Origin of the sequence: Egicoccus halophilus (assembly GCF_004300825.1) — a bacterium.
In the GTDB taxonomy this organism is placed as follows: Bacteria; Actinomycetota; Nitriliruptoria; order Nitriliruptorales; family Nitriliruptoraceae; genus Egicoccus; species Egicoccus halophilus.
The window spans coordinates 1,224,412-1,243,976 of the sequence record NZ_CP036250.1 but is presented as its reverse complement, the minus strand read 5'-3'; the positions used below and the strand labels follow the sequence as shown (position 1 = coordinate 1,243,976).

Below are 19,565 nucleotides of genomic sequence, written 5' to 3'. Positions count from 1 at the left end.
CGAACGGGTGACCACCACCGCGGCCGACGGTGACGGCCGGCCGCCCTCACGACCAGTCGCGCGCCACCTCGTCGATCGGGGTGCTGCCGGGACGGGGCGCGGGCGCCGTCCCGCCGGTGGCGGTCCGCGAGAGGCGTGGCGCCGCGGCGGCCTGCACCTGCCCGTCGCGTTCGACGAGGCTGCCGCGCGCGGCCAGCTGCGGGTGGCCGGGTGCCTCGGCGAAGGTCAGCACCGGGGTCACGCACGCGTCGGTGCCATCGAACAGCGCCGCCCAGTCGTCCCGGGCGCGGGTGGCGAAGACGGCCGTGAAGGTGTCGCGCAGCTGCGGCCAACCCGCCGGGTCGTACTGCGCCGGCAGGCCGTCGGGATCCAGCTCGAGCCCGGCCAGCAGCTGGGCGTAGAAGGCCGGCTCGAGGGCACCGACGGCGACGTGGCGGTCGTCGGCACAGCGGTAGGTGGTGTAGAACGGCGCGCCGCCGTCGAGCAGGTTCGATCCGGGCCGGTCCTGCCAGGCGCCCTGCCCGCGCAGTCCCCACACCAGCTGCGCGAGGTTGACGACCCCGTCGACGATGGCCGCGTCGACGACCTGCCCCCGGCCCGAGCGCTCCCGCTCGAACAGCGCCGCCAGGACGCCGACCAGCAGGTAGAGCGAGCCGCCGCCGTAGTCGCCGACCAGGTTGAGCGGCACCGCCGGCGGCCCGTCCTGCGGCCCGATCGCGTGCAGCACGCCGGTCACCGACAGGTAGTTGAGGTCATGACCGGCGCGCTGGGCCCACGGCCCGTCGGCACCCCAGCCGGTCATGCGGGCGTACACGAGTCGCGGGTTGCGGGCCGTGAGCACGTCGGGGCCGATGCCGAGCCGGTCGGTGACCCCCGGCCGGAACCCGTCGACGAGCACGTCGGCACGGTCGAGCAGGGCCAGGACGGCGTCGAGGTCGTCGGCGTCGCGCAGGTCCGCCGCGACCGACCGACGGCCGCGCAGCACCGGGTCACGCGAGGGATCGGTCAGCACGGCCAACCCGCCACCGGGGCGCTCGACGCGCACCACGTCGGCGCCGAGATCGGCCAGCACCATCGCCGCGTGGGGGCCCGGCCCGATCCCGCCGAGCTCCACGACCCGTACGCCCTGCAACGGTCCGCTCATGCGTCGCTCCCTCGGAACGGATCGGTCGCATCCTCGACGGTCGCGCGCACGGCCACCAAATCGCCACACCCCAACGACCCGACGAACCGACGGCCCCACGACCCCAGCACCCCACGGCGCCGTCGGCCGATCAGCCGGCGACGTGGCGCGAGATCCCGCGTCGGCGGCTCAGACGTTGCGTCGGTACTGGCCGCCGACCTCGAACAGCGCGTCGGTGATCTGGCCGAGGCTGCAGGAACGCACGGCGTCCATCAGCACGTCGAAGACGTTGCCGCCGGAGGTCGCCGCGTCCTGCAGCCTGGCCAGCTGCCGGGCTCCCTCGTCGGCGTGCCGGTCCCGGAACGACTGCACCCGCTCGAGCTGGGAGCGCTTCTCGTCCTCGGTGGCGCGCATCAGCTCCACCTCGGCCTCCGGTTCGCCGTCGGCGTCCTCGCGCAGGAACGTGTTGACGCCGACGATCGGCAGGCTGCCGTCGTGCTTGCGGTGCTCGTAGAGCAGCGACTCGTCCTGGATCCTGCCGCGCTGGTAGCCGGTCTCCATCGCGCCGAGCACGCCGCCACGGTTGGCGATGCGGTCGAACTCGGCGAGCACGGCCTGCTCCACCAGGTCGGTCAGCTCGTCGACGATCGCGGCGCCCTGCAGCGGGTTCTCGTTCTTCGACAGCCCCCACTCCTGGTCGATGATCATCTGGATCGCGAGCGCCCGGCGGACCGACGACTCGGTCGGCGTGGTGACCGCCTCGTCGTAGGCGTTGGTGTGCAGCGAGTTGGTGTTGTCGTAGATCGCGCACAGCGCCTGCAGGGTGGTGCGGATGTCGTTGAAGTCCATCTCCTGGGCGTGCAGGGACCGCCCCGAGGTCTGGACGTGGTACTTGAGCCTCTGTGCGCGGTCGTCGGCGCCGTAGCGGTCGCGCATCGCGATGGCCCAGATGCGGCGGGCGACGCGCCCCATCACGGTGTACTCGGCGTCCATGCCGTTGGAGAAGAAGAACGAGAAGTTGGGCGCGAAGTCGTCGACGTCCATGCCGCGGGCGAGGTAGGCCTCCACGTAGGTGAACCCGTTGGCCAGCGTGAACGCGAGCTGCGAGATCGGGTTCGCTCCCGCCTCGGCGATGTGGTAGCCGGAGATCGACACCGAGTAGAAGTTGCGGACCTGGTGATCGATGAACCATTCCTGCACGTCCGCCATGCACCGCAGGGCGAACTCGGTCGAGAAGATGCAGGTGTTCTGGCCCTGGTCTTCCTTGAGGATGTCGGCCTGCACGGTGCCGCGCACCTCGCGCAGCGCCCGCGCCCGGACCTGGTCGGCCTCCGCGGCGTCGGGTTCGCGGCCGTGCTCCTCGCAGAACGCCTCGAGCTGCTGGTCGATCGCGGTGTTGAGGAACATCGCCAGGATCGTCGGCGCCGGCCCGTTGATCGTCATCGACACCGAGGTCGTCGGCGAGCACAGGTCGAAGCCGTCGTAGAGGGCCTTCATGTCGTCGAGTGTGGCGATCGAGACGCCCGACGTGCCGACCTTGCCGTAGACGTCGGGACGCTCGGCGGGGTCGCGGCCGTAGAGGGTGACCGAGTCGAACGCCGTCGACAGCCGCGTCGCCGGATTGCCCTTGGCGAGGTAGTGGAACCGCCGGTTGGTGCGGAAGGGATCGCCCTCACCGGCGAACATCCGCGCCGGGGCCTCACCGTCGCGCTTGAAGGGGAACACCCCGCCGGTGTACGGGAAGCGCCCCGGCAGGTTCTCGCCACGCAGGAAGTGCAACAGGTCACCGTCGTCGTGCAGGCGCGGCAGCGCCACGCGCGGCACCTTCGATCCCGACAGCGTCTCGCGGGTCAACGGCACCCGGAACTCACGGTCGCGCACGGTGTAGGCGAACTCGTCACCCGAGTAGGCCTCCACGGTCGCGGGCCAGTCCTCCAGCAGCCGGTCGACCTCCGGCGCGATCCCCGAGGCGAGTGCGTCCAGGCGCTGCTGCAGGACGTCACGGATCTCGCCTGCGGCGTCGTCGAGTTCGGCCAGTGCACCGCGCAGGTGCTGACGACGCCGCACGAGCTCGGCCTGCCGGGCGGTCGTGGCGTGGTAGTCGCGCACGGCGTCGGCGATCTCGGACAGGTAGCGCTCCCGACCGGTGGGCAGGACACCGGAGAGTCCGGTCGAGACGCGGGTGTCCACCTGCGGCAGCACGCCGTCGTCCCCGATCAGCCCGTGCGGACGGAGCACCCGTGTCAGCTCCTGGTACAGCGCGGTGACCCCGTCGTCGTCGAAACGGGCGGCGGAGGTCCCGAAGACCGGCATCTGCTCCCACCGGGTCCCGAAGGCCTCCCGGTTGCGCACCAGCTGCCGGGCCACGTCCCGGCGGGCGTCGTCGGCTCCGCGGCGCTCGAACTTGTTGACGGCGACGGCGTCGGCGAAGTCGAGCATGTCGATCTTCTCGAGCTGCGACGCCGCACCGAACTCCGGGGTCATGACGTACAGCGACGTGTCCACGAACGGCACGATGCCGGCGTCGCCCTGCCCGATGCCGGGCGTCTCGACGATGACCAGGTCGAAACCGGCCGCCTTGCAGGCCGCGATGGTGTCCTCGAGGTGCCCCGGGATCTCCGAGTCGTGACTGCGGGTCGCGATCGAGCGGAAGAACACCCGGCCCGGCGTGATCGCGTTCATGCGGATGCGGTCGCCCAGCAGCGCGCCGCCACCCCGGCGACGGGACGGGTCGATGGCGAGCACCGCGATCCGCAGCTTGTCCTGCTGGTCGCGGCGGAAACGTCGCACCAGCTCGTCGGTGAGCGAGGACTTGCCCGCCCCACCCGTACCCGTGATGCCGAGCACGGGGACCCGGCGGGTGGCCGCCGCCTCGCGCACCGCGTCGAGCAGCCCGTCGGTCCGGCCGGCCTCGAAGCGGGTGATGGCACGGGCCAGCGCCGCCTCGTCCCCGAGCAGGAGGTCATCGACCTCGGGCGCCTGCACCGCCAGGTCGACGTCGCAGGCAGCGATCATGGTGTTGATCATCCCGGGCAGACCGAGCTGCTGGCCGTCGCCGGGCGAGAAGATGCGGGCGACCCCGCGCTCGTGGAGCAGCTCGATCTCCTCGGGGACGATCACGCCGCCGCCACCGCCGTACACCTGGACGTGCCCGACGCCGCGCTCGCGCAACCGCTCGACGAGGTAGCTGAAGTATTCGACGTGGCCGCCCTGGTAGGAGCTGACGGCGACGCCCTGGACGTCCTCCTGCACCGCCGCGGTCACGACCTCCTCGACACTGCGGTCGTGCCCGAGGTGGATGACCTCGGCGCCCTGGGACTGCAGCAGGCGTCGCATGATGTTGATGGCGGCGTCGTGCCCGTCGAACAGGCTCCCGGAGGTCACGAACCGGACCGGGTTGCTGGGCACGTGCAGCGAAGACGGCTCGGACACGGGGCTCCCTCTCCCGTCGAGGTACTAGGACATCCTAGCATTTTCGCCCGCCCCGGCCCCGGTCGACGGGGCGGTGGGCGTCGCCTCAGAAGTCGCCGGCGCGGCGCCGCATCGAGCGCAGCACGTCCACGAGCGTCCGGGCCTGGTCGGGGTCGAGTCCCGGGTCGGCGAAGACGGTGGCGTTGAGCCGGCGCGTGGCCTCCAGTGCCCGCTCCCGGCCCGCGTCGGTGAGCCCGGCCAGGGTCGTACGACGGTCGGTCGGGTGGCGCCGCCGGGTCACCAGGCCCTGCTTGACCAGCCGTTGCACGGCGCTGGTGACGCTGGTGGCATGGACCTGCAGGCGCGAACCGATCACCACCAGCGGCAACGAGCCGCTGCGACTGAAGTGCAGCAGCATCAGGACCTCGTAGCGGGCCAGACTGAGCTCGAGGTCACGCAGCTGCTCGTCGATCCGGGCGAGCAGGATCTGCTGCGAACGCACGACCGAGGTGACCACGGCCATGCCGTCGGCCGCGCCATCCCATCCGTGCTCGACCCACAGCCGATGCGCCTCGGCGATCGGGTCGAACGGCAACGGCTCGGTCACGCGGGTCCTGCCGGACGAAGAGGCGACGAGCGGCGCAGGCTAGTCGCGCCGTGCGCCACGTCCGTGGAAGCGGTCGTCACCGTACGGACCGTGGGCCGGTGCCGCGGTCCGCGCGGCGTCGGCACCGCGGGCGCACGGTCACCCGCCGGCCCGCGCGGCGTCGGTCGGGGGCAGTAGCGTCCGACGCGACGACGAGGTCGACGCACGAGGACGACGGCGGTGGAGGCTCGAGGGCCCGGGGCGTTGCCCAACGTCCTGGTGATCGGAGCGATGAAGGCGGGGACGAGTGCGCTGCACCGCTACCTCGACGCCCATCCCGACGCGGCGATGTCCGCGCCGAAGGAACTCGGGTTCTTCTTCGACGAGCGGTCGGATCCCGACGAGCTGACGCCGCCGACCACGCGGCCGGAGACGGCCGAGGGCTGGTCGCTCGGGGGCAACTGGTTCCGGGGGCTCGACTGGTACCGGTCGCACTTCGACCCCGCGGCACCGGTGCGCGGCGAGTCCTCCCCCGGCTACACCTCGCCCGACCACCCGGCCGCGGCCGCCCGCGCCGCCGCCCTGCTCGGCAGGGCGGTCACCCTGGTGATGCTCGTACGCGACCCGGTCGCGCGCGCCGTGTCCCAGTACGCCCACCATCACCGCGAGGGCGCGGAACCTCGTCCCCTCGCGCAGGCACTGCTCGACCCCGGCAGCCAGTACCTGCAGCGCAGCCGGTACCACGCCTGCCTGCGGCCGTGGCTCGACGCGTTCGGCGCGGACCGCCTCGTCGTGGTCGTGCAGGAGGAGCTGCGCACCCGGCGACGCGAGACCCTGCGTCGGGTGTACGCGGCGGTCGGCCTCGACCCCGACCACTGGGACGACGGGCTGGCCCGGGAGTGGCACGTCGGCGAGGGCGCCCCCGCCGTGTCGCCCCGTCTGCACGGACAGCTGCGCGAGGCGTTGGCCGACGACACCGACCGGCTGCGCCAACTGCTCGACCGGGAGCTGCCCTGGGCCTGCTGAGCGCCCGGTGCGAACGCGCACCGGGACGCGACGCGCTCAGCCGCGGCCGGCGTCCAGCCACGGCCACGGCGAGGGACGGCCGAGCAGGAATCCCTGCGCCAACTCCACCCGAGGCGCGCGAGCTCGCGCAGCTCACCGGGTCGTTCCACGCCCTCGGCGACGGCGGGCGGACATCGCCGAGGTCGGCCGCCACCCGGTCGTTTCGAGCGGTCCGCGCGAATCTCCCGATCCCGGCCCCGGATCTCGCCGAGTCGATCCTCACCGGGCGACTGCGGGTGGTCGCCGTCGGGTGGCCGGGCATCGACGGGGATGCGCACCTGCGCCACCTGCTTGGCTGTCGCCGTTCGACGGACCGCGACGGGCGAGGTGACGTGAGATTCGGACTGGTCGGCACCGGGTACTGGGCCGCCGAGGTGCATGCGCCGGCGCTCGCCGGCGCGCCGGACGTCGAGCTCGTCGGCGTGTGGGGCCGGGATGCCGCCAAGGCCGCGGACGTGGTGGCGCCGCACGACGCCCGTGCCTACGACGACGTCGACGCGCTGTTCGCGGACGTGGACGCCGTGTCGTTCGCGGTGCCACCCGACGTGCAGGCCTCGCTGGCCGTCCGCGCCGCCGAGGCCGGGTGCCACCTGTTGCTCGAGAAGCCGGTCGCGCTCGACGCCGGCGCCGCCGCCGCGGTCGTCGAGGCCTGCGCGGCGGCGGGTGTCGCCTCGATCGTGTTCCTCACCTCCCGGTTCGACCCGGGCATCGCGCGCTGGCTCGAGGAGACCGCCGCGGAGTCGGGCTGGCTCGGCGGACAAGCGACGCTGCTGGCGGCACTCGACACGCCGGGCAACCCCTTCGGCGACTCGCCCTGGCGTCGCGAGCACGGGGCACTGTGGGACGTCGGTCCGCACGTGCTCTCGCTGCTGCTGCCGGTGCTCGGCGAGGTCGAGGCGGTCCGCGCCGCACGTGGCCCCCGCGACACCGTCCATCTCGCACTGCGGCACACCGGCGGTGCGTCGAGCCAGCTCGTGCTCAGCCTCACCATGCCGGAGACCGCGGCCGGGCAGCGCGTGGCCTTCTACGGGGAGCCCGGTTGGCGCGAGCTGCCGACCGGACTGGCCTTCGAGGCCCGCGACGCCTTCGCCGAGGCGATCCGTGCCCTGCAACAGGCGGCCGCCACCGGTGAGGCGCATCCGTGCGACGTGCGCTTCGGCGCCCGGATCGTCGACGTGCTCGACGCCGCCGCGCGCGACCTCACCGGCTGAGCACCGTCGGTGAGGTCGCGCGCGCCGGCCGACGTGCCGGGGCGGTCAGGCCCCCGGCACGTTCGCCCGCTCGGCGTCGATGGTCGTGGTCGGCCCGTGCCCGGTGTGCACGACCGTGTCTCCCGGCAGCGTCAGCAGTCGGTCGCGGATCGAGGCGACGATGGTGTCGTGGTCCGAGTACGACCGGCCGGTCGCGCCGGGGCCCCCCTCGAACAACGTGTCGCCGGAGAACACCGCCCCGAGCGCCGGCGCGTGGAAGCACACCGCCCCGGGCGCGTGCCCCGGGGTGTGCAGCACCTCGAGGCTGATCCCCGCCACCTCGAGCAACTGTCCGTCGGCGAGTTCGCCGTCGGGAGCCCGATCGGGGTGGGTCAGGTCCCACACGACCCGGTCGTCGGGGTGCAGCAGCACCGGGGCGTCGACCAACGCCCCGAGCTCCGGCGCCACGCGGACGTGGTCGTCGTGGGCATGGGTGCAGGCGATCGCGACCACTCGACGGTCGCCGACGGCGGCGGCGATGGCAGCGGCGTCGTGCGGGGCGTCGAGGACGACGACCTCCTGGTCGTCACCGACGATCCAGACGTTGTTGTCGACGTCCCAGGTGCCGCCGTCGAGGCTGAAGGTGCCCGACGTGACCAGGTGCTCGATACGCGCCGTCACAGGACCACCACCGAGCGCAGCACCTCGCCGTGGTGCATCTTCTCGAAGGCCGACTCGACGTCGTCGAGGGTGATCCGTTCGGTCACGAACGCGTCGAGGTCGAGCCGGCCCTGCCGGTAGAGGTCGACCAGCATCGGGAAGTCGCGTGAGGGCAGGCAGTCGCCGTACCAGGACGACTTGACCGCTCCCCCACGGGAGAAGACGTCGATCAGCGGCAGTTCGAACGTCATGTCGGGCGTGGGCACGCCGACGAGGACGACCGTGCCCGCCAGGTCACGCGCGTAGAAGGCCTGCCGGAACGTCTCCGGGCGGCCGACCGCGTCGACGACGACGTCGGCACCGTGGCCGCCGGTGAGCTCCTGCACGGCCTCGACGACGTCGACCTCGCGGGCGTTGACGGTGTGGGTCGCACCGAAGCCCTCGGCCCACTCGAGCTTCTTGTCGTCGACGTCGACGGCGATGATCGTCGACGCGCCGGCGAGCTGCGCGCCGGCGATGGCGGCGTCGCCGACGCCACCGCAGCCGATCACCGCGATCGACTGGCCGCGCGTGATGCCGCCGGTGTTGATCGCCGCACCGATGCCGGCCATGACGCCGCAGCCGAGCAGGCCGACCGCGGCCGGGTCGGCCTCCGGGTCGACCTTGGTGCACTGCCCGGCGTGCACCAGCGTCTTCTCGGCGAACGCGCCGATGCCCAGCGCCGGCGAGAGCGGCGTCCCGTCCTCCAGGGTCATCGGTTGGGCCGCGTTGTACGTGGCGAAGCAGTACTGCAGCTCACCGCGCTTGCAGGCCCGACAGGTCCCGCACACCGCCCGCCAGTTGAGGACCACGAAGTCGCCCGGTTCGAGGTCCTCCACACCGTCCCCGACGGCCTCGACGACACCGGCGGCCTCGTGACCGAGCAGGAACGGGAACTCGTCGTTGATCCCGCCCTCGCGGTAGTGCAGGTCGGTGTGGCACACGCCGCAGGTCTGCACCTGCACCAGCGCCTCGCCGGGTCCCGGGTCCGGCACCAGGATGGTCTCCACCGTCACCGGCTCGTTCTTCGCCTTCGCCACGACCGCTCTGACCGCGTGTGCCACGACGTTCCCTCTCGCTCGCTTCGACCTGCATCGCGGCGGAGCCTACTTCGCGCACAGGGACGCACCCCGGCCGTCGGGTGGGAGCTCCCGCGCTATCCGCCGCTACCGACGGTCTCGAACTCGTCGGGACCCAGCTGCCGTGGCGCGCCGGAGAGGACCCCCGAGATGTTGCGGAACGGCTCGCCGATGCGCATACCGGACCCGTCGATCGTGATCTGTCGGATGTCGCGGTCGTGGACCGACCCGCGCATCTTGAGCACGGAGATGGCCCGCTTGACCTCGCCCTGCACCTCGACGTAGCGCAGCAGGACGATGGCGTCGGTCAGGGTCGAGATGTGCGACTCCGTCACCGACTCCCCGCCCATGAGGCTCGGGGTCGTGGCCGTGTACATCCCGGTCACCTCCTGCTCCTTGAGCATGGACGTGATCCCGATGACGAAGTGCCGGAAGCCGCGCAGGGTCGAGGCGCGCTCCAGCGCCGACAGCGAGTCCAACGCGAAGCGGCGTGGGGCGAAGGTCCGCACCTCGTCGGTGACCTTGACCAGGTGCTCCTCGAGGGACGCGGTCTCCGGATAGGCCGCGACGATGCGCAACAGCCCGTCGCGTTCCATCTGCTCGTAGTCCACCCCCCACCCCAGCGCGTTGCGGACCAGCTGTGCCCGACTCTCCTCGAAGGCGAACAGCAGGCACCGTTCCTGGTTGCGCGCCCCACCCGCGAGGAACTCGGTGACCGTCAGCGTCTTGCCCGTGCCCGTCGCTCCCGAGACCAGGCTGATCGAGTCGCGGAACGGTCCACCACCACACATCCGGTCCAGCTCGTCGTTTCCGGAGCGGATCCGCTCCGAGCGCGACTGCAGGGTGGTCAGGGCCGCGTCCGCCAGCGGCAACGCGACGATGCCGCGGTCGTTGATGACCGCGAACGGGAACTCGCCCTTGCGGTGGGTCGTCCCGCGGAACTTGAGGATCTGCATGGTCCGGCGCGCCGCCTCGTCCTCGAGGATGTTGCGCAGGATCACCACGTCCTCGGCCACGAACTCCTCGACGTTCCAGCGACTGATGTCGCCGTACTCGCTGGTGCGCTCGACCGTCATGACCGCGGTCACGTCGAGCTCACGCAGGCCCCGGGCCAGGCGGCGCAGCTCCCGACGCACCCGCCCGCTGTCGGAGAACTCGCTGAAGACCGCACCCAGCGAGTCCACCACCACCCGCTTGGCCCCGACCGCCTCGACCGCCCGCTCGATGCGGATCATCAGTGCGTCGAAGTCCCACGAGCCGTCCAGGGCCAGGTCGTTGGCCGGATCCGGCGAGGCGTCGACGAAGCGCCAGCGCCCGGCCTCTTCCCAGGCCTGGACGTCCCAACCGAGCGAGACGAGGTTGCGGCGCAGGTCGACGGGTGTCTCCTCGAACGTGACGAAGACGCCCGTTTCGTCGTGCTCGAGGATGCCGCCGGCGAGGAACTGCGAGGCGAACAGCGTCTTGGCCGAGCCGGCGGAGCCGGCCACGATCGTCGTCCGACCGACCGGCAGCCCCCCGTGCGCCATCGTGTCGAAGCCCGGGATCCCCGTCGGCACCTTCTGTACCGGCGTGATCGGCATGGGGCACCTCGTCGCAGGTGACCGCCTCGGCCGCACGGCTGTCGTACGCGGGCCGGTCGCCGACCCGGACCCTAGCCGTCCGCCCCCGCTACGGTGCGCGCTCGGCGACCGGCCGGCGCGGGGACCCTCGGGTGCCGTCGGCGGGAGCCGACGGGGCACTCGGACACCTGGGGTGGGCGACGTGAGAGCTGCGACGACGGCGGACCCGGCAGCCGTGCCGGTACCGCGCGCGTTGCGTGGCGCGGTCGCCGCGACGCTGCGACGCTGGCGCGAGAGCACCGGCACGGACGTCGAGCCCGACGCGTCGTCGTTGGCCGACGCGCTCGCCGACGGGCTGGTGTCGGTCGGCTACCAACCGGTGGTCGAGCTGGCCACGGGCCGACCGGTGGCGGTCGAGGCCCTGGTCCGCCTCGACGACCCACCGAGCCCGGCGCTGGCCGACGCCACCGGCATCGTCGCGGTGGCCGAGCGCAGCGGGCTCGTGCCCGCCCTCGGTGCCCACGTGCTCGTGCAGGCCTGCTGCCAACTGGCCGCCTGGCGACGGGAGTCCGCGCTCGCCTCCCTGCGCCTGCACGTCAACGTCTCGCCGCTGCAGCTCGGCGGCGGCGAGGTCGTCGACCTGGTGCGCCGCGCCCTGGCGGCCACCGCGCTGCCGGCCGACGCGCTGGTCGTCGAGGTGACCGAGACGGCGGCGTTCTCGCCGCTCGACGCCGGCCACCAGGACCTGCACACGCTGGCCGGACTCGGCGTGGGCATCGCGCTCGACGACTTCGGCACGGGCTTCGCCACGCTCGACCTGCTCGCGTCGGCACCGTTCACGATGCTGAAGCTCGACCACTCCTTCGTCGCGGCCGTGGGGACGCAGGCCGGCCCCGCCCGCGGACGGGCGCTGGTCGTGCAGGCGGCGATCGGACTCGGCACCTCGCTGGGCCTGCAGGTCGTCGCCGAGGGCATCGAACGCCACGAGCAGGTGGTCCGCCTGCGCGAGTGGGGCTGCGAGCTGGGGCAGGGTTTCCACTACGCCGACGCCGGCGACGGCGAGACCGTGCGCGCGTTCTCGCGCGCGGCCGCCGAGCGACCGCTCCCCCCGGCACCTCCCCGGTTGAGCGGCCCCGCACTCGATCTGGCCACGGCGGCGGCGACCGTGGTCGTGGCCGGGGACCCACGTCCCGGCTCCCTGCGCGCCGACGCGCTCGAGGCGGCCCGGGTGGTGGGCTCGGCACTGTCGTTGCCGCAGGACCGGATCGACCGCGTGGCCCTGCTCGCACCCCTGATCGGTACTGGTGACCTGCTCCAGGTGTTGCGGACGGTGCACGCCGCGCCGGCGTGGCTGGAACTCGAGGCCGGGCTGGCACACGCCCCGGCGCTGGATCCCGGCGCCCACCCGGGAGCCGTTGCCGCCGCCGTCGCACGCCTGGTCGTCGCCCGCCGGATCGACCGCGCCCTCGACGACACGCTCGACGACCTGCTCGGCGACGCGGATCGCGGCGAACGGCAGCGCCTGGTGGACCGGCTCTCCGCCTGGTGGCACGGCGGCGCCGTCTCGGCACCTCCCGCCCCGGCGCTGGCCGAGCTCGCGCAACGCCTGCGCGGGCGCGACGACGCGGCGGCACGCCTGCGCGGCCTGGTCGGCGTCGCCCAGGCCATCGGCACCCCCGGCGACCTGCTCGACGTCCTCGAAGTGGCCGCGGACGCGGCCCGCGCGACGCTGGGGGCCGCGACGGTCACGGTCTCGCGCTGGGAGCGCGACGCCGGTCAGCTCCGCCTGCTGGTCAACGCCGGCGAGATCGCGGCCGGCATCGAGCGTCGCCCCGCCGGTGCCGTCCACGACCTCGACGACGTCCCGGGAACCCGTCGGATGTTGTTGGAGCGCGGCGTGCTGCTGATCGCGACCGACGACCCCAGCACCAGTGACCGGGCGAGCGCCCTGCTGCGGCACTGGGGACGCGGTTCCGCCATCGGGGTGCCCATCGTCGTCGACGGCGCGGTGTGGGGCGCACTGCTGGCCACCACCGCGCTCGCCGAGGCGCCCTTCACCGCCGCCGACGTCGGCTATGCCGATGCGGTCGCCGGTTTCGTCGGCCTGGCGATCAGCCGGACCGACCACCTCGACCACCTCGCCCGGCTCGCCGGCGAGGACGCCATGACCCGGCTCGCCAACCGGCGCCGGTTCGAGGCCCACGCCGGCGAGCTGTTGGCGGCGAGCACGGACACCACCCCGGTCACGGTCGTCATGCTGGACGTCAACGGCCTCAAGGAGGTCAACGACGTCTTCGGTCACGCGGCCGGCGACGAACTGCTCATCACCGTCGGTGAGGTCCTCAGCCGGGTGGCGATCCCCCATGCGGACGCGCTGGCGGCGCGACTCGGCGGGGACGAGTTCTGCCTGGTGCTCCCCGGGAACGCCGAGCTCGCGCTCGAACTCGTGTCGCGCCTGCTGACCATGCTCGCCGACGCCCCGGGTCAGCCGCGCGCCGCGATCGGCGTGGCCACCTCCACGCCCGAGGACCGGTCGCTGAGCGCGCTGCTCGCCCGCGCCGACACCGCGCAGTACCGCGCGAAGACGTCCGGGGTGGCGGTCGTGCTCGACGACGGGCGCCCCGCGCCGACGGCCCGCCGGACCGAACCGTTCCCCGCCCGCTCCGTACGGCCCGGCCGGGAGCGGCCCGGCCGGGCCGTCGAGACCTCGCTCGCCCGCTGGAGTCGTGGCGTCGACGGTGCACCCGACCCCCGCGAGGCCCTGAGCAGTCTCGGTGAGGCCGTGCTGAGCCTGGTCGACGGCAACCGCTGGACGTTGAGCCGGGCGCTGCCCGGCAGCTCGGTGCTCTCGACGGCCGCCCGTCACCTGCGCCGTCGTCGTCCGCTCGCCTCGTTCGACCCGCCCCAGGACGACGACGAGTTCCGCATCGAGGACTATCCGGTGACGGCCGCGGCGTTCGACGACGGGCAGGGCTTCGCCGTCGAGGTCGACGACCCCGCCGCGGACCCCGACGAACGCGCCATCCTCGATGCCGAGGGGTTCCGGTGGGTCGTCGCCGTGACCCAGACGGATGCCGCCGGCACCCGCTGGCTGCTGGAGTGCTACGGCGACGACGAGAGCCGGCCGACCGCGGAGGTCGTTCCCCTGGTCGAGGCGCTGGCATCCCGTACGCTGGGACATCCGGTCCGGTGCGTCCGATGAGTCGGACCCGTCGGGTCCTGCGTTCCCGCCGCCGACCGCCCCACCCTCCCTCCCTCACCGTCCGTTCGCGAGGAACGCTGTGAACCTGCGTGTACCGCCGCAGCTGCCCCGGCAGCTGCCCGACTACCTGCCCGGACGCATCCACGTCCTGGAGGAGTCCCGATGGCCCGCCGGCGAGTGGGTCACCAACGGCGTGCGCGTCCTGGTCCCCCGCTACGGACTCGAGGTCTTCACCCTCGATCCCGAGATCGACCCCGAGCGTGTCCGCTGGCACGCCGGGCGGACCGTGCACCCGCTCGAGGCCTCGTACGTGTCGCTGCTGCACGAGCGTCGGCTGTACGTCCTGCGTGGCCGCCACGTGCTCGCCGCCCACCTCGCCGCCGGCAGCGACCGGATCCCCGCCCAGCTCTACCGCCGGGTCCCGGGCACGCAGCCGCCGCCGGTGATCGACCGCTCGTCGCTCGCGGTGGACACCGGTGAGGCGTCACCGGTCGATGCCGGGCGTCGCCTGGTCGCCGACGTGCCGTCGGCCGGCCGGATCGCACCGGTCGGCTGAGCGAACCACACACCGGTGTCCCGTGAGCGAGCACGGCGTGTCGAGCTCCCTCGCCCCGTCCGTGGCCTGGAGGCACGGGAGACCGCCGGCCCGGGAGACCGCCGGCCCGGGAGACCGCCGGTCCGAGATCAGGTCCGCGCCGAGGCCCCGGAGGTGTCCAGGCGCCCCTCGGCCAGCGCCGTCGCGAGCGAGGGCGCCAGCGGCAGTCGCGGGATCAGCGTGGCCTGCACCGCGTGGTACAGGTCCGGCTTGCCGGCCCAGACGCTCGCCGCGGGACGGTTGTCCGGGTCGAGCTCGTGCCGCCACGACCCGGCCTCCCGGTCGACGAAGACGTCCTCGGCGTACGTCCACCAGGTGCGGTACCAGTCGGCGTAGACCGCCTCACCGCTGGCCAGGTACAGCGCCGCCGCCGCGTTGGTCGCCTCGTTGACCACCCAGTGCAGCCGGTTGCGGACGACCGGCGTCCCGTCGAAGTCGGTCGTGTAGACGAACCCGGGCGCACCGTCCACGGACCACCCGTCCTCGACGGCGCGTCGGAACTGCGCCGCCGCGTCGCTGCGCAGCTGCGTGCCCGCGCCCGCCTGCGACACCTCCGGATGCCGGGCGGCCTCGAGGTGCAGCGCGAGGCGGGCCCACTCGAAGCCGTGCCCCACCGTGGCGCCGAAGGGGCGGAACGGGTGCGCCGGCTGGTCGTGGTGGTAGTCGAGGCGTGGCCGCCAGTCGGGATCGAAGTGCTCCGGCAGGCGCCAGCCGTGGCCACCGGCTGCGCCGTGCACGAAGCGGTGCACGATCCGGTCGGCCCGTTGGAGCCAGACCTCGTCGCCGGTCACGTCCGCGGCCGCCAGGTAGGCCTCGACGGTGTGCATGTTGGCGTTGGCGCCGCGGTAGTCCTCGAGGTCAGCGAACCCCCGGTCGAGGTAGACGTCGACGACCGCGCCGTCGCCCTCGTGGAAGAAGTGGCGCTCCTGCACGGCCAGTGCCTCGTCGAGGACGGCCTCGGCGCCGGGACGTTGCGCGACGACGGCCGAGGTCGCGGCCAACACGACGAAGGCGTGCTCGTAGGCGCCCTTGGTCGGGGTGGTCGGACCGTCGGCGCCCACGGCCGCGTACCAGCCGCCGTGCTCGTCGTCGTGCAGTCGACCGGCGAGGGCGGCGATCCCGTGGTCGACCAGCTCGGCCGCGCCGTCGACGCCGAGCAGGTGCCCGAGGGCGTAGACGTGCGTCATCCGGCAGGTGATCCACAGCTCGACGTCGCGATCGAGATCCGGCGTGCCGTCGTCCTGGAGCCACGCGAACCCGCCGGCGGGATGGCGGCCGCGGCGGCCGAAGGCCAACAGCCGTTCGGTCTCGGCTTCCAGCCGGTTGACCTCGGACACACCGATCGGTGCCGTCATCCCGCGTCCTCTCGCTCCCGCCCCCGGACGGGCGAGGGCGCATCCTGCCGCGCCGGTGGGCACCTGCCAAGCCGGGCGACGGCTCACCAGCCGCCGACGCCGAGCAGGGTCGGGAGGACGGTGCCGAACAGGTAGCCGAGGATGCCGGCGAACCCGGCCAGCGACAGGATCTCCAGGCCCGACGCCCACCACGAGCGGGCCGTCCAACGGGCCTTGACGGCGCCGATCGCGAACAGCACGCCACCGGTCGACAGTGTGGCGAGCACCAGCGCACCCTCCCCCTCGGCGAACAGGAACGGCAGGACCGGCACGAGCGCGCCGCCGGCGAACGCGCCACCCATGACCAACGCACCGCGCAGGGGCGAGCCGACCGTCTCGCGTCCGAGCGCGGAGGTCAGACCGAGCTCCTTGGCCACCATCGTCGCCAGCAGCGAGTCGGGGTGGCGCGCGACCAGGCGGGCGACCTCCCGGGCGTCGTCGGCCGGCATGCCCTCCTCCATGAACAGCCAGGCCACCTCGGCCTCGGCCTCCGCCGGCCGCTCGACGACCTCGCGACGCTCGTCGTCGAGGTGCCAGTCGAAGATCTCGTCCTGGCTCTTCGAGCCCATGTACTCGCCGACGGCCATGGAGAAGATGCCGGCCACCGCGGCCGCGAGACCCGCGACGAGCACCGCCCGGTTGTCGCTGCTGGCGCCCACCACGGCCGCCACGACCGCCAACGTCGACACGAGACCGTCCTGGGCCCCGAAGACCAGTTCGCGCACCTCGCCGAGCACCGACACGCGTCGGCGTTCGTCCTGGATGGAGGCGGCGATCTGCTCGAGCGGGTAGTCACGCGCGGCAGGGGACCGGGGAACCGACGAGGTGCTCATGAGCGGGCCTTCGTGCGCGAACGGCGGTGGTCCGCGCGTGCCCGGGAGGAAGGGAAGGCGAAGCTTCGTCCACGATTCCGGGCCCGCGTGTCCAGTGAAACGCCTCCCGCCGCTCGGCGCAACGAAAGGTAGGCTCCCCTGCCGCTGACGCTCGGCCGCCGTCGCACCCGGCCCGCCCGACGGTCCCTCGACCGACGTCTGCCTCCACGTCCCGCCGCGGCCACCCGGGGACGCCGCACCGCCGACCTTCGTGGGGTCCACGGGCACGCAGCGGCTCGTAGGCTCGCGCCGGTGCCGACGCCGAGAGGGGCAGACGATGCGTGCGGTGGTGTTCGAGGGGACGGGTGGCAACGAGGTCGTGCACGTGCGTGAGCGACCCGATCCGATCCCCCGCGGCAGCGAGGTCGTGGTCGCCGTGCGGCACGCCGGGATCAACCCCGCCGACCTGCTCCAGCGACGCGGCCACTACCCCGCCCCGCCGGGGGCCCCCGACGACGTCCCCGGGCTCGAGGTCGCGGGTGAGGTCGTGCTCACGGGTGACCGTGCCCGCCGCTGGCGACCCGGTGACCGGGTGTTCGGCCTCGTCGGCGGCGGTGGACTCGCCGAGCGGGTCGTGGTCGACGAGTCCAACCTCGCTCCGGTTCCGTCCTCGCTCGACGAGGCGGAGGCGGCCGCCGTCCCCGAGGCGTTCGTGACGGCCCACGACGCGCTGCGCACGCAGGCCGGGCTGACCCCCGGTGAACGGGTCCTGGTCCAGGGCGCAACCGGTGGGGTCGGGACGGCCGCCCTGCAGCTCGTCACCGCCATGGGCGCTCGTGCCTACGGCGTCAGCCGGTCGGAGGCCGGACGGGAGCTCGTGGCTTCGTTGGGTGCCACGCCCATCGCCGACGACGACGTGGTGGCCGGCGTCCGCGAACACGCCGGCGCGATCGACGTCGTGCTCGAGCTCGTGGGGGCGCCGCAGGTCCCCGCCGACCTCGAGGTGCTGGCGACGGGCGGCCGTGTCGTGGTCGTCGGCGTCGGTGCCGGCGCGAAGGTCGAGGTGAACCTGCTGGCCCTGATGGGGCGCCGTGCCCGGCTGATCGGCACGGTGCTGCGGGCCCGTGACGTGCCGGAGAAGGCCGCGGCCATGCGGGCGTTCGAGCGGGAGGTCGTGCCGCTGCTCGCCTCCGGTGCGGTACGCCCGCTGGTCGACACCACCTACCCGGCGGACGCCGTCCGTGAGGCATTCGACCACCTCGCCGCCGCCGGCAAGCGCGGCAAGCTGTTGCTCGACTTCGGCTGACGCAGCGGCGGTCAGGTGGTCGCGGCCTTGACCGTCGCCGACCACGTCAGGGCGTCGGTGTGGGCGCGGGCCAGCTGCCGTGGCCCCAGGCCCAGCAGACGCCCGCCCCGCACCAGCCGCTCCCACTCGGCCTTCTCGCTGGCCAGTTGCAGCTCGAGCAGTTCGCGCAGCGGGCCGCTGCCGTGTTCGAGGGCCTCGCGGACGTCACCCTCGACGGGCAGCGCGTCCAGCGCCTGCGCATCGAGGAAGCCGTCCGGGCCGAGGACGGAGAACATCCCGAGGACGAACGCCTCGAGACGCCGGTGGCCGCCGCGCAGCTCCTCGAGCAGCTCACATCCGCGGGCCCGGGCGCTGGCGACCGCGACGAGCTCACGGGGTGCCTCGCGTGCCGTGGACGACAGCAGCAACAGCCCGACCCAGCGCTGCACGGCCCGGACGCCCAGCAGCACGAGCCCGTGGTGGATCGACTCGATCTCCCGCCAACCGCACGCCGCATGGACCAGTCGCAGGAACCGGTCCGAGAGCGTCAGGTCGGCACGGATCAGACGCTCCACCTCGGCGAGGTCGACCTCGTCGCTGGCCAGCGCCCGCAACAGCGCCAGGTGTCCGGGCGCGAGCCCCAGTGGCCGTATCCCACGCACCGCCCGGGGCCGGGTGAAGAAGAACCCCTGGACCAGCTCGGCACCCGCGGCGACGAGCGCGTCGAAGCCGTCCGGGTCCTCCACGCCGGCGACGACCACCCGGTGCCGGTCGGCAGCCAGTTCCCGCACGACACCGACCACCGCACGCCAGTCCCCGCCCACGGCGACGACCTTGACCGCGTCGACGATGCCGTACAGCCCACGGCGCGGATCGTCCGGTCCGGCGCCGGCGAGGACCACCCGGAACCCGGCGTCACGGTGTCGACGCAGTGCCGTCCCGAGTTCCTCGACCTCGTCGTGGCCGTCGGGCACCTCGAAGACCAACCCGAGGGTCGGCACGTCGAGCAGCGCCCCCGACGTCAGCAGCGACCGGGGCACCTCGATCCAGGCGTCCTCACCACCGGTCAGCTCGTGCAGTCCCATCGCGAGCACGCCGTCGACGAGCACCCGCGCGGTCGCGTGCGCATCGCCGCCGTCGGTGTCGGTCGACGACCGCCCATCGGCACCGGTCGACGACCGCCCATCGGCACCGGTCGACGACCGCCCATCGGCACCGGTCGACGACCGCCCATCGGCACCGGCCTCGTGGTAGAGCAGCTCGTAGCCCACGACCGCGAGCTCGGCGTCGAGGATCGGCTGCCTCGAGATCAGCACCTCCCCCAGGAGATCGTGCATGCGTCGACTCCTCCTTCGTGGCCGGGCGGCTGCCCGGGCGGTGCGGGCGGGTTCGGGGCGTTCGAGCGGACGGTGGGTGGACGTCCCGGAACACGTCGCGGATCGGCCGCGGAGGGGCGCCACCTCCGACACCTTAGGTGGCCCGGCGGTCACGGCGTGTTGTCACCCGACCGGGTCAGATCGACGGCCGGATGGACCGTTCCCCGTCTCCGTCCGGCTCCGCCTGTC

14 protein-coding genes are annotated in these 19,565 nt (G+C 73.4%); 5 read left to right on the top strand and 9 right to left on the bottom strand.

From position 1 onward, the window contains the following. Window positions 1-46: 46 nt before the first annotated feature. The 3 genes from ELR47_RS05590 to ELR47_RS05580 form a co-directional block, all read right to left on the bottom strand. On the bottom strand, window positions 47-1,144 hold the full coding sequence (locus ELR47_RS05590; RefSeq protein ID WP_130648998.1) for a CaiB/BaiF CoA transferase family protein: 1,098 nt from the start codon (window positions 1,142-1,144) through the stop codon (window positions 47-49). Window positions 1,145-1,312: 168 nt separating this feature from the next. Continuing rightward, window positions 1,313-4,555 (bottom strand): fused isobutyryl-CoA mutase/GTPase IcmF, encoded by a 3,243-nt coding sequence (gene icmF, locus ELR47_RS05585; protein WP_130648997.1) that lies wholly within the window; start codon window positions 4,553-4,555, stop codon window positions 1,313-1,315. A gap of 85 nt (window positions 4,556-4,640) precedes the next feature. Beyond that, window positions 4,641-5,141 carry a MarR family winged helix-turn-helix transcriptional regulator gene (locus ELR47_RS05580; RefSeq protein ID WP_205745464.1) on the bottom strand — a complete coding sequence of 167 codons (501 nt, stop codon included), beginning with the start codon at window positions 5,139-5,141 and terminating at the stop codon, window positions 4,641-4,643. A 219-nt stretch (window positions 5,142-5,360) separates the two neighbouring features. Here ELR47_RS05580 and ELR47_RS05575 point away from each other — a divergent pair, with 219 nt between their 5' ends. Both ELR47_RS05575 and ELR47_RS05570 read left to right on the top strand, forming a co-directional pair. Continuing rightward, window positions 5,361-6,146, top strand: coding sequence for a sulfotransferase (locus ELR47_RS05575; protein ID WP_130648996.1), 786 nt, complete (start codon window positions 5,361-5,363; stop codon window positions 6,144-6,146). Between the two features lie 371 nt (window positions 6,147-6,517). Continuing rightward, window positions 6,518-7,396: a Gfo/Idh/MocA family protein gene (locus tag ELR47_RS05570; RefSeq protein WP_130648995.1), complete on the top strand. Its 879-nt coding sequence runs from the start codon at window positions 6,518-6,520 to the stop codon at window positions 7,394-7,396. Between the two features lie 45 nt (window positions 7,397-7,441). Here the strand turns inward: ELR47_RS05570 and ELR47_RS05565 are convergent, their stop codons facing one another. The 3 genes from ELR47_RS05565 to kaiC form a co-directional block, all read right to left on the bottom strand. Further along, window positions 7,442-8,056: an MBL fold metallo-hydrolase gene (locus ELR47_RS05565; protein ID WP_130648994.1), complete on the bottom strand. Its 615-nt coding sequence runs from the start codon at window positions 8,054-8,056 to the stop codon at window positions 7,442-7,444. Then, on the bottom strand, window positions 8,053-9,138 hold the full coding sequence (locus ELR47_RS05560) for an S-(hydroxymethyl)mycothiol dehydrogenase (protein ID WP_130648993.1): 1,086 nt from the start codon (window positions 9,136-9,138) through the stop codon (window positions 8,053-8,055). Before ELR47_RS05560 ends, ELR47_RS05565 begins: the two co-directional genes overlap by 4 nt. Window positions 9,139-9,230: 92 nt before the next feature. Then, window positions 9,231-10,733, bottom strand: coding sequence for a circadian clock protein KaiC (gene kaiC / locus ELR47_RS05555; RefSeq protein ID WP_130648992.1), 1,503 nt, complete (start codon window positions 10,731-10,733; stop codon window positions 9,231-9,233). A gap of 181 nt (window positions 10,734-10,914) precedes the next feature. Between kaiC and ELR47_RS05550 the strand changes: the two genes are divergently transcribed. Both ELR47_RS05550 and ELR47_RS05545 read left to right on the top strand, forming a co-directional pair. After that, window positions 10,915-13,914, top strand: coding sequence for an EAL domain-containing protein (locus tag ELR47_RS05550; protein ID WP_165403863.1), 3,000 nt, complete (start codon window positions 10,915-10,917; stop codon window positions 13,912-13,914). Between the two features lie 79 nt (window positions 13,915-13,993). Further along, window positions 13,994-14,470 carry a hypothetical protein gene (locus tag ELR47_RS05545; RefSeq protein ID WP_130648990.1) on the top strand — a complete coding sequence of 159 codons (477 nt, stop codon included), beginning with the start codon at window positions 13,994-13,996 and terminating at the stop codon, window positions 14,468-14,470. A 128-nt stretch (window positions 14,471-14,598) separates the two neighbouring features. Here ELR47_RS05545 and ELR47_RS05540 read toward each other — a convergent pair whose 3' ends face one another. Together ELR47_RS05540 and ELR47_RS05535 are read right to left on the bottom strand one after the other, a co-directional pair. Beyond that, entirely contained in the window at window positions 14,599-15,864 is a 1,266-nt protein-coding gene (locus tag ELR47_RS05540) for an AGE family epimerase/isomerase (protein WP_130648989.1), read from the bottom strand. A gap of 83 nt (window positions 15,865-15,947) precedes the next feature. After that, window positions 15,948-16,736, bottom strand: a complete 789-nt coding sequence (locus tag ELR47_RS05535) for a VIT1/CCC1 transporter family protein (RefSeq protein WP_130648988.1) — start codon at window positions 16,734-16,736, stop codon at window positions 15,948-15,950. Between the two features lie 316 nt (window positions 16,737-17,052). Between ELR47_RS05535 and ELR47_RS05530 the strand changes: the two genes are divergently transcribed. Then, the gene (locus tag ELR47_RS05530; RefSeq protein ID WP_130648987.1) at window positions 17,053-18,021 is read left to right on the top strand and encodes a zinc-binding dehydrogenase; all 969 of its coding nucleotides are present in this window, start codon (window positions 17,053-17,055) and stop codon (window positions 18,019-18,021) included. 11 nt (window positions 18,022-18,032) lie between these two features. On the opposite strand, the gene ELR47_RS05525 is transcribed toward ELR47_RS05530, so the two are convergent. Beyond that, the gene (locus ELR47_RS05525) at window positions 18,033-19,337 is read right to left on the bottom strand and encodes an EAL and HDOD domain-containing protein (protein WP_130648986.1); all 1,305 of its coding nucleotides are present in this window, start codon (window positions 19,335-19,337) and stop codon (window positions 18,033-18,035) included. Window positions 19,338-19,565 lie beyond the last annotated feature (228 nt).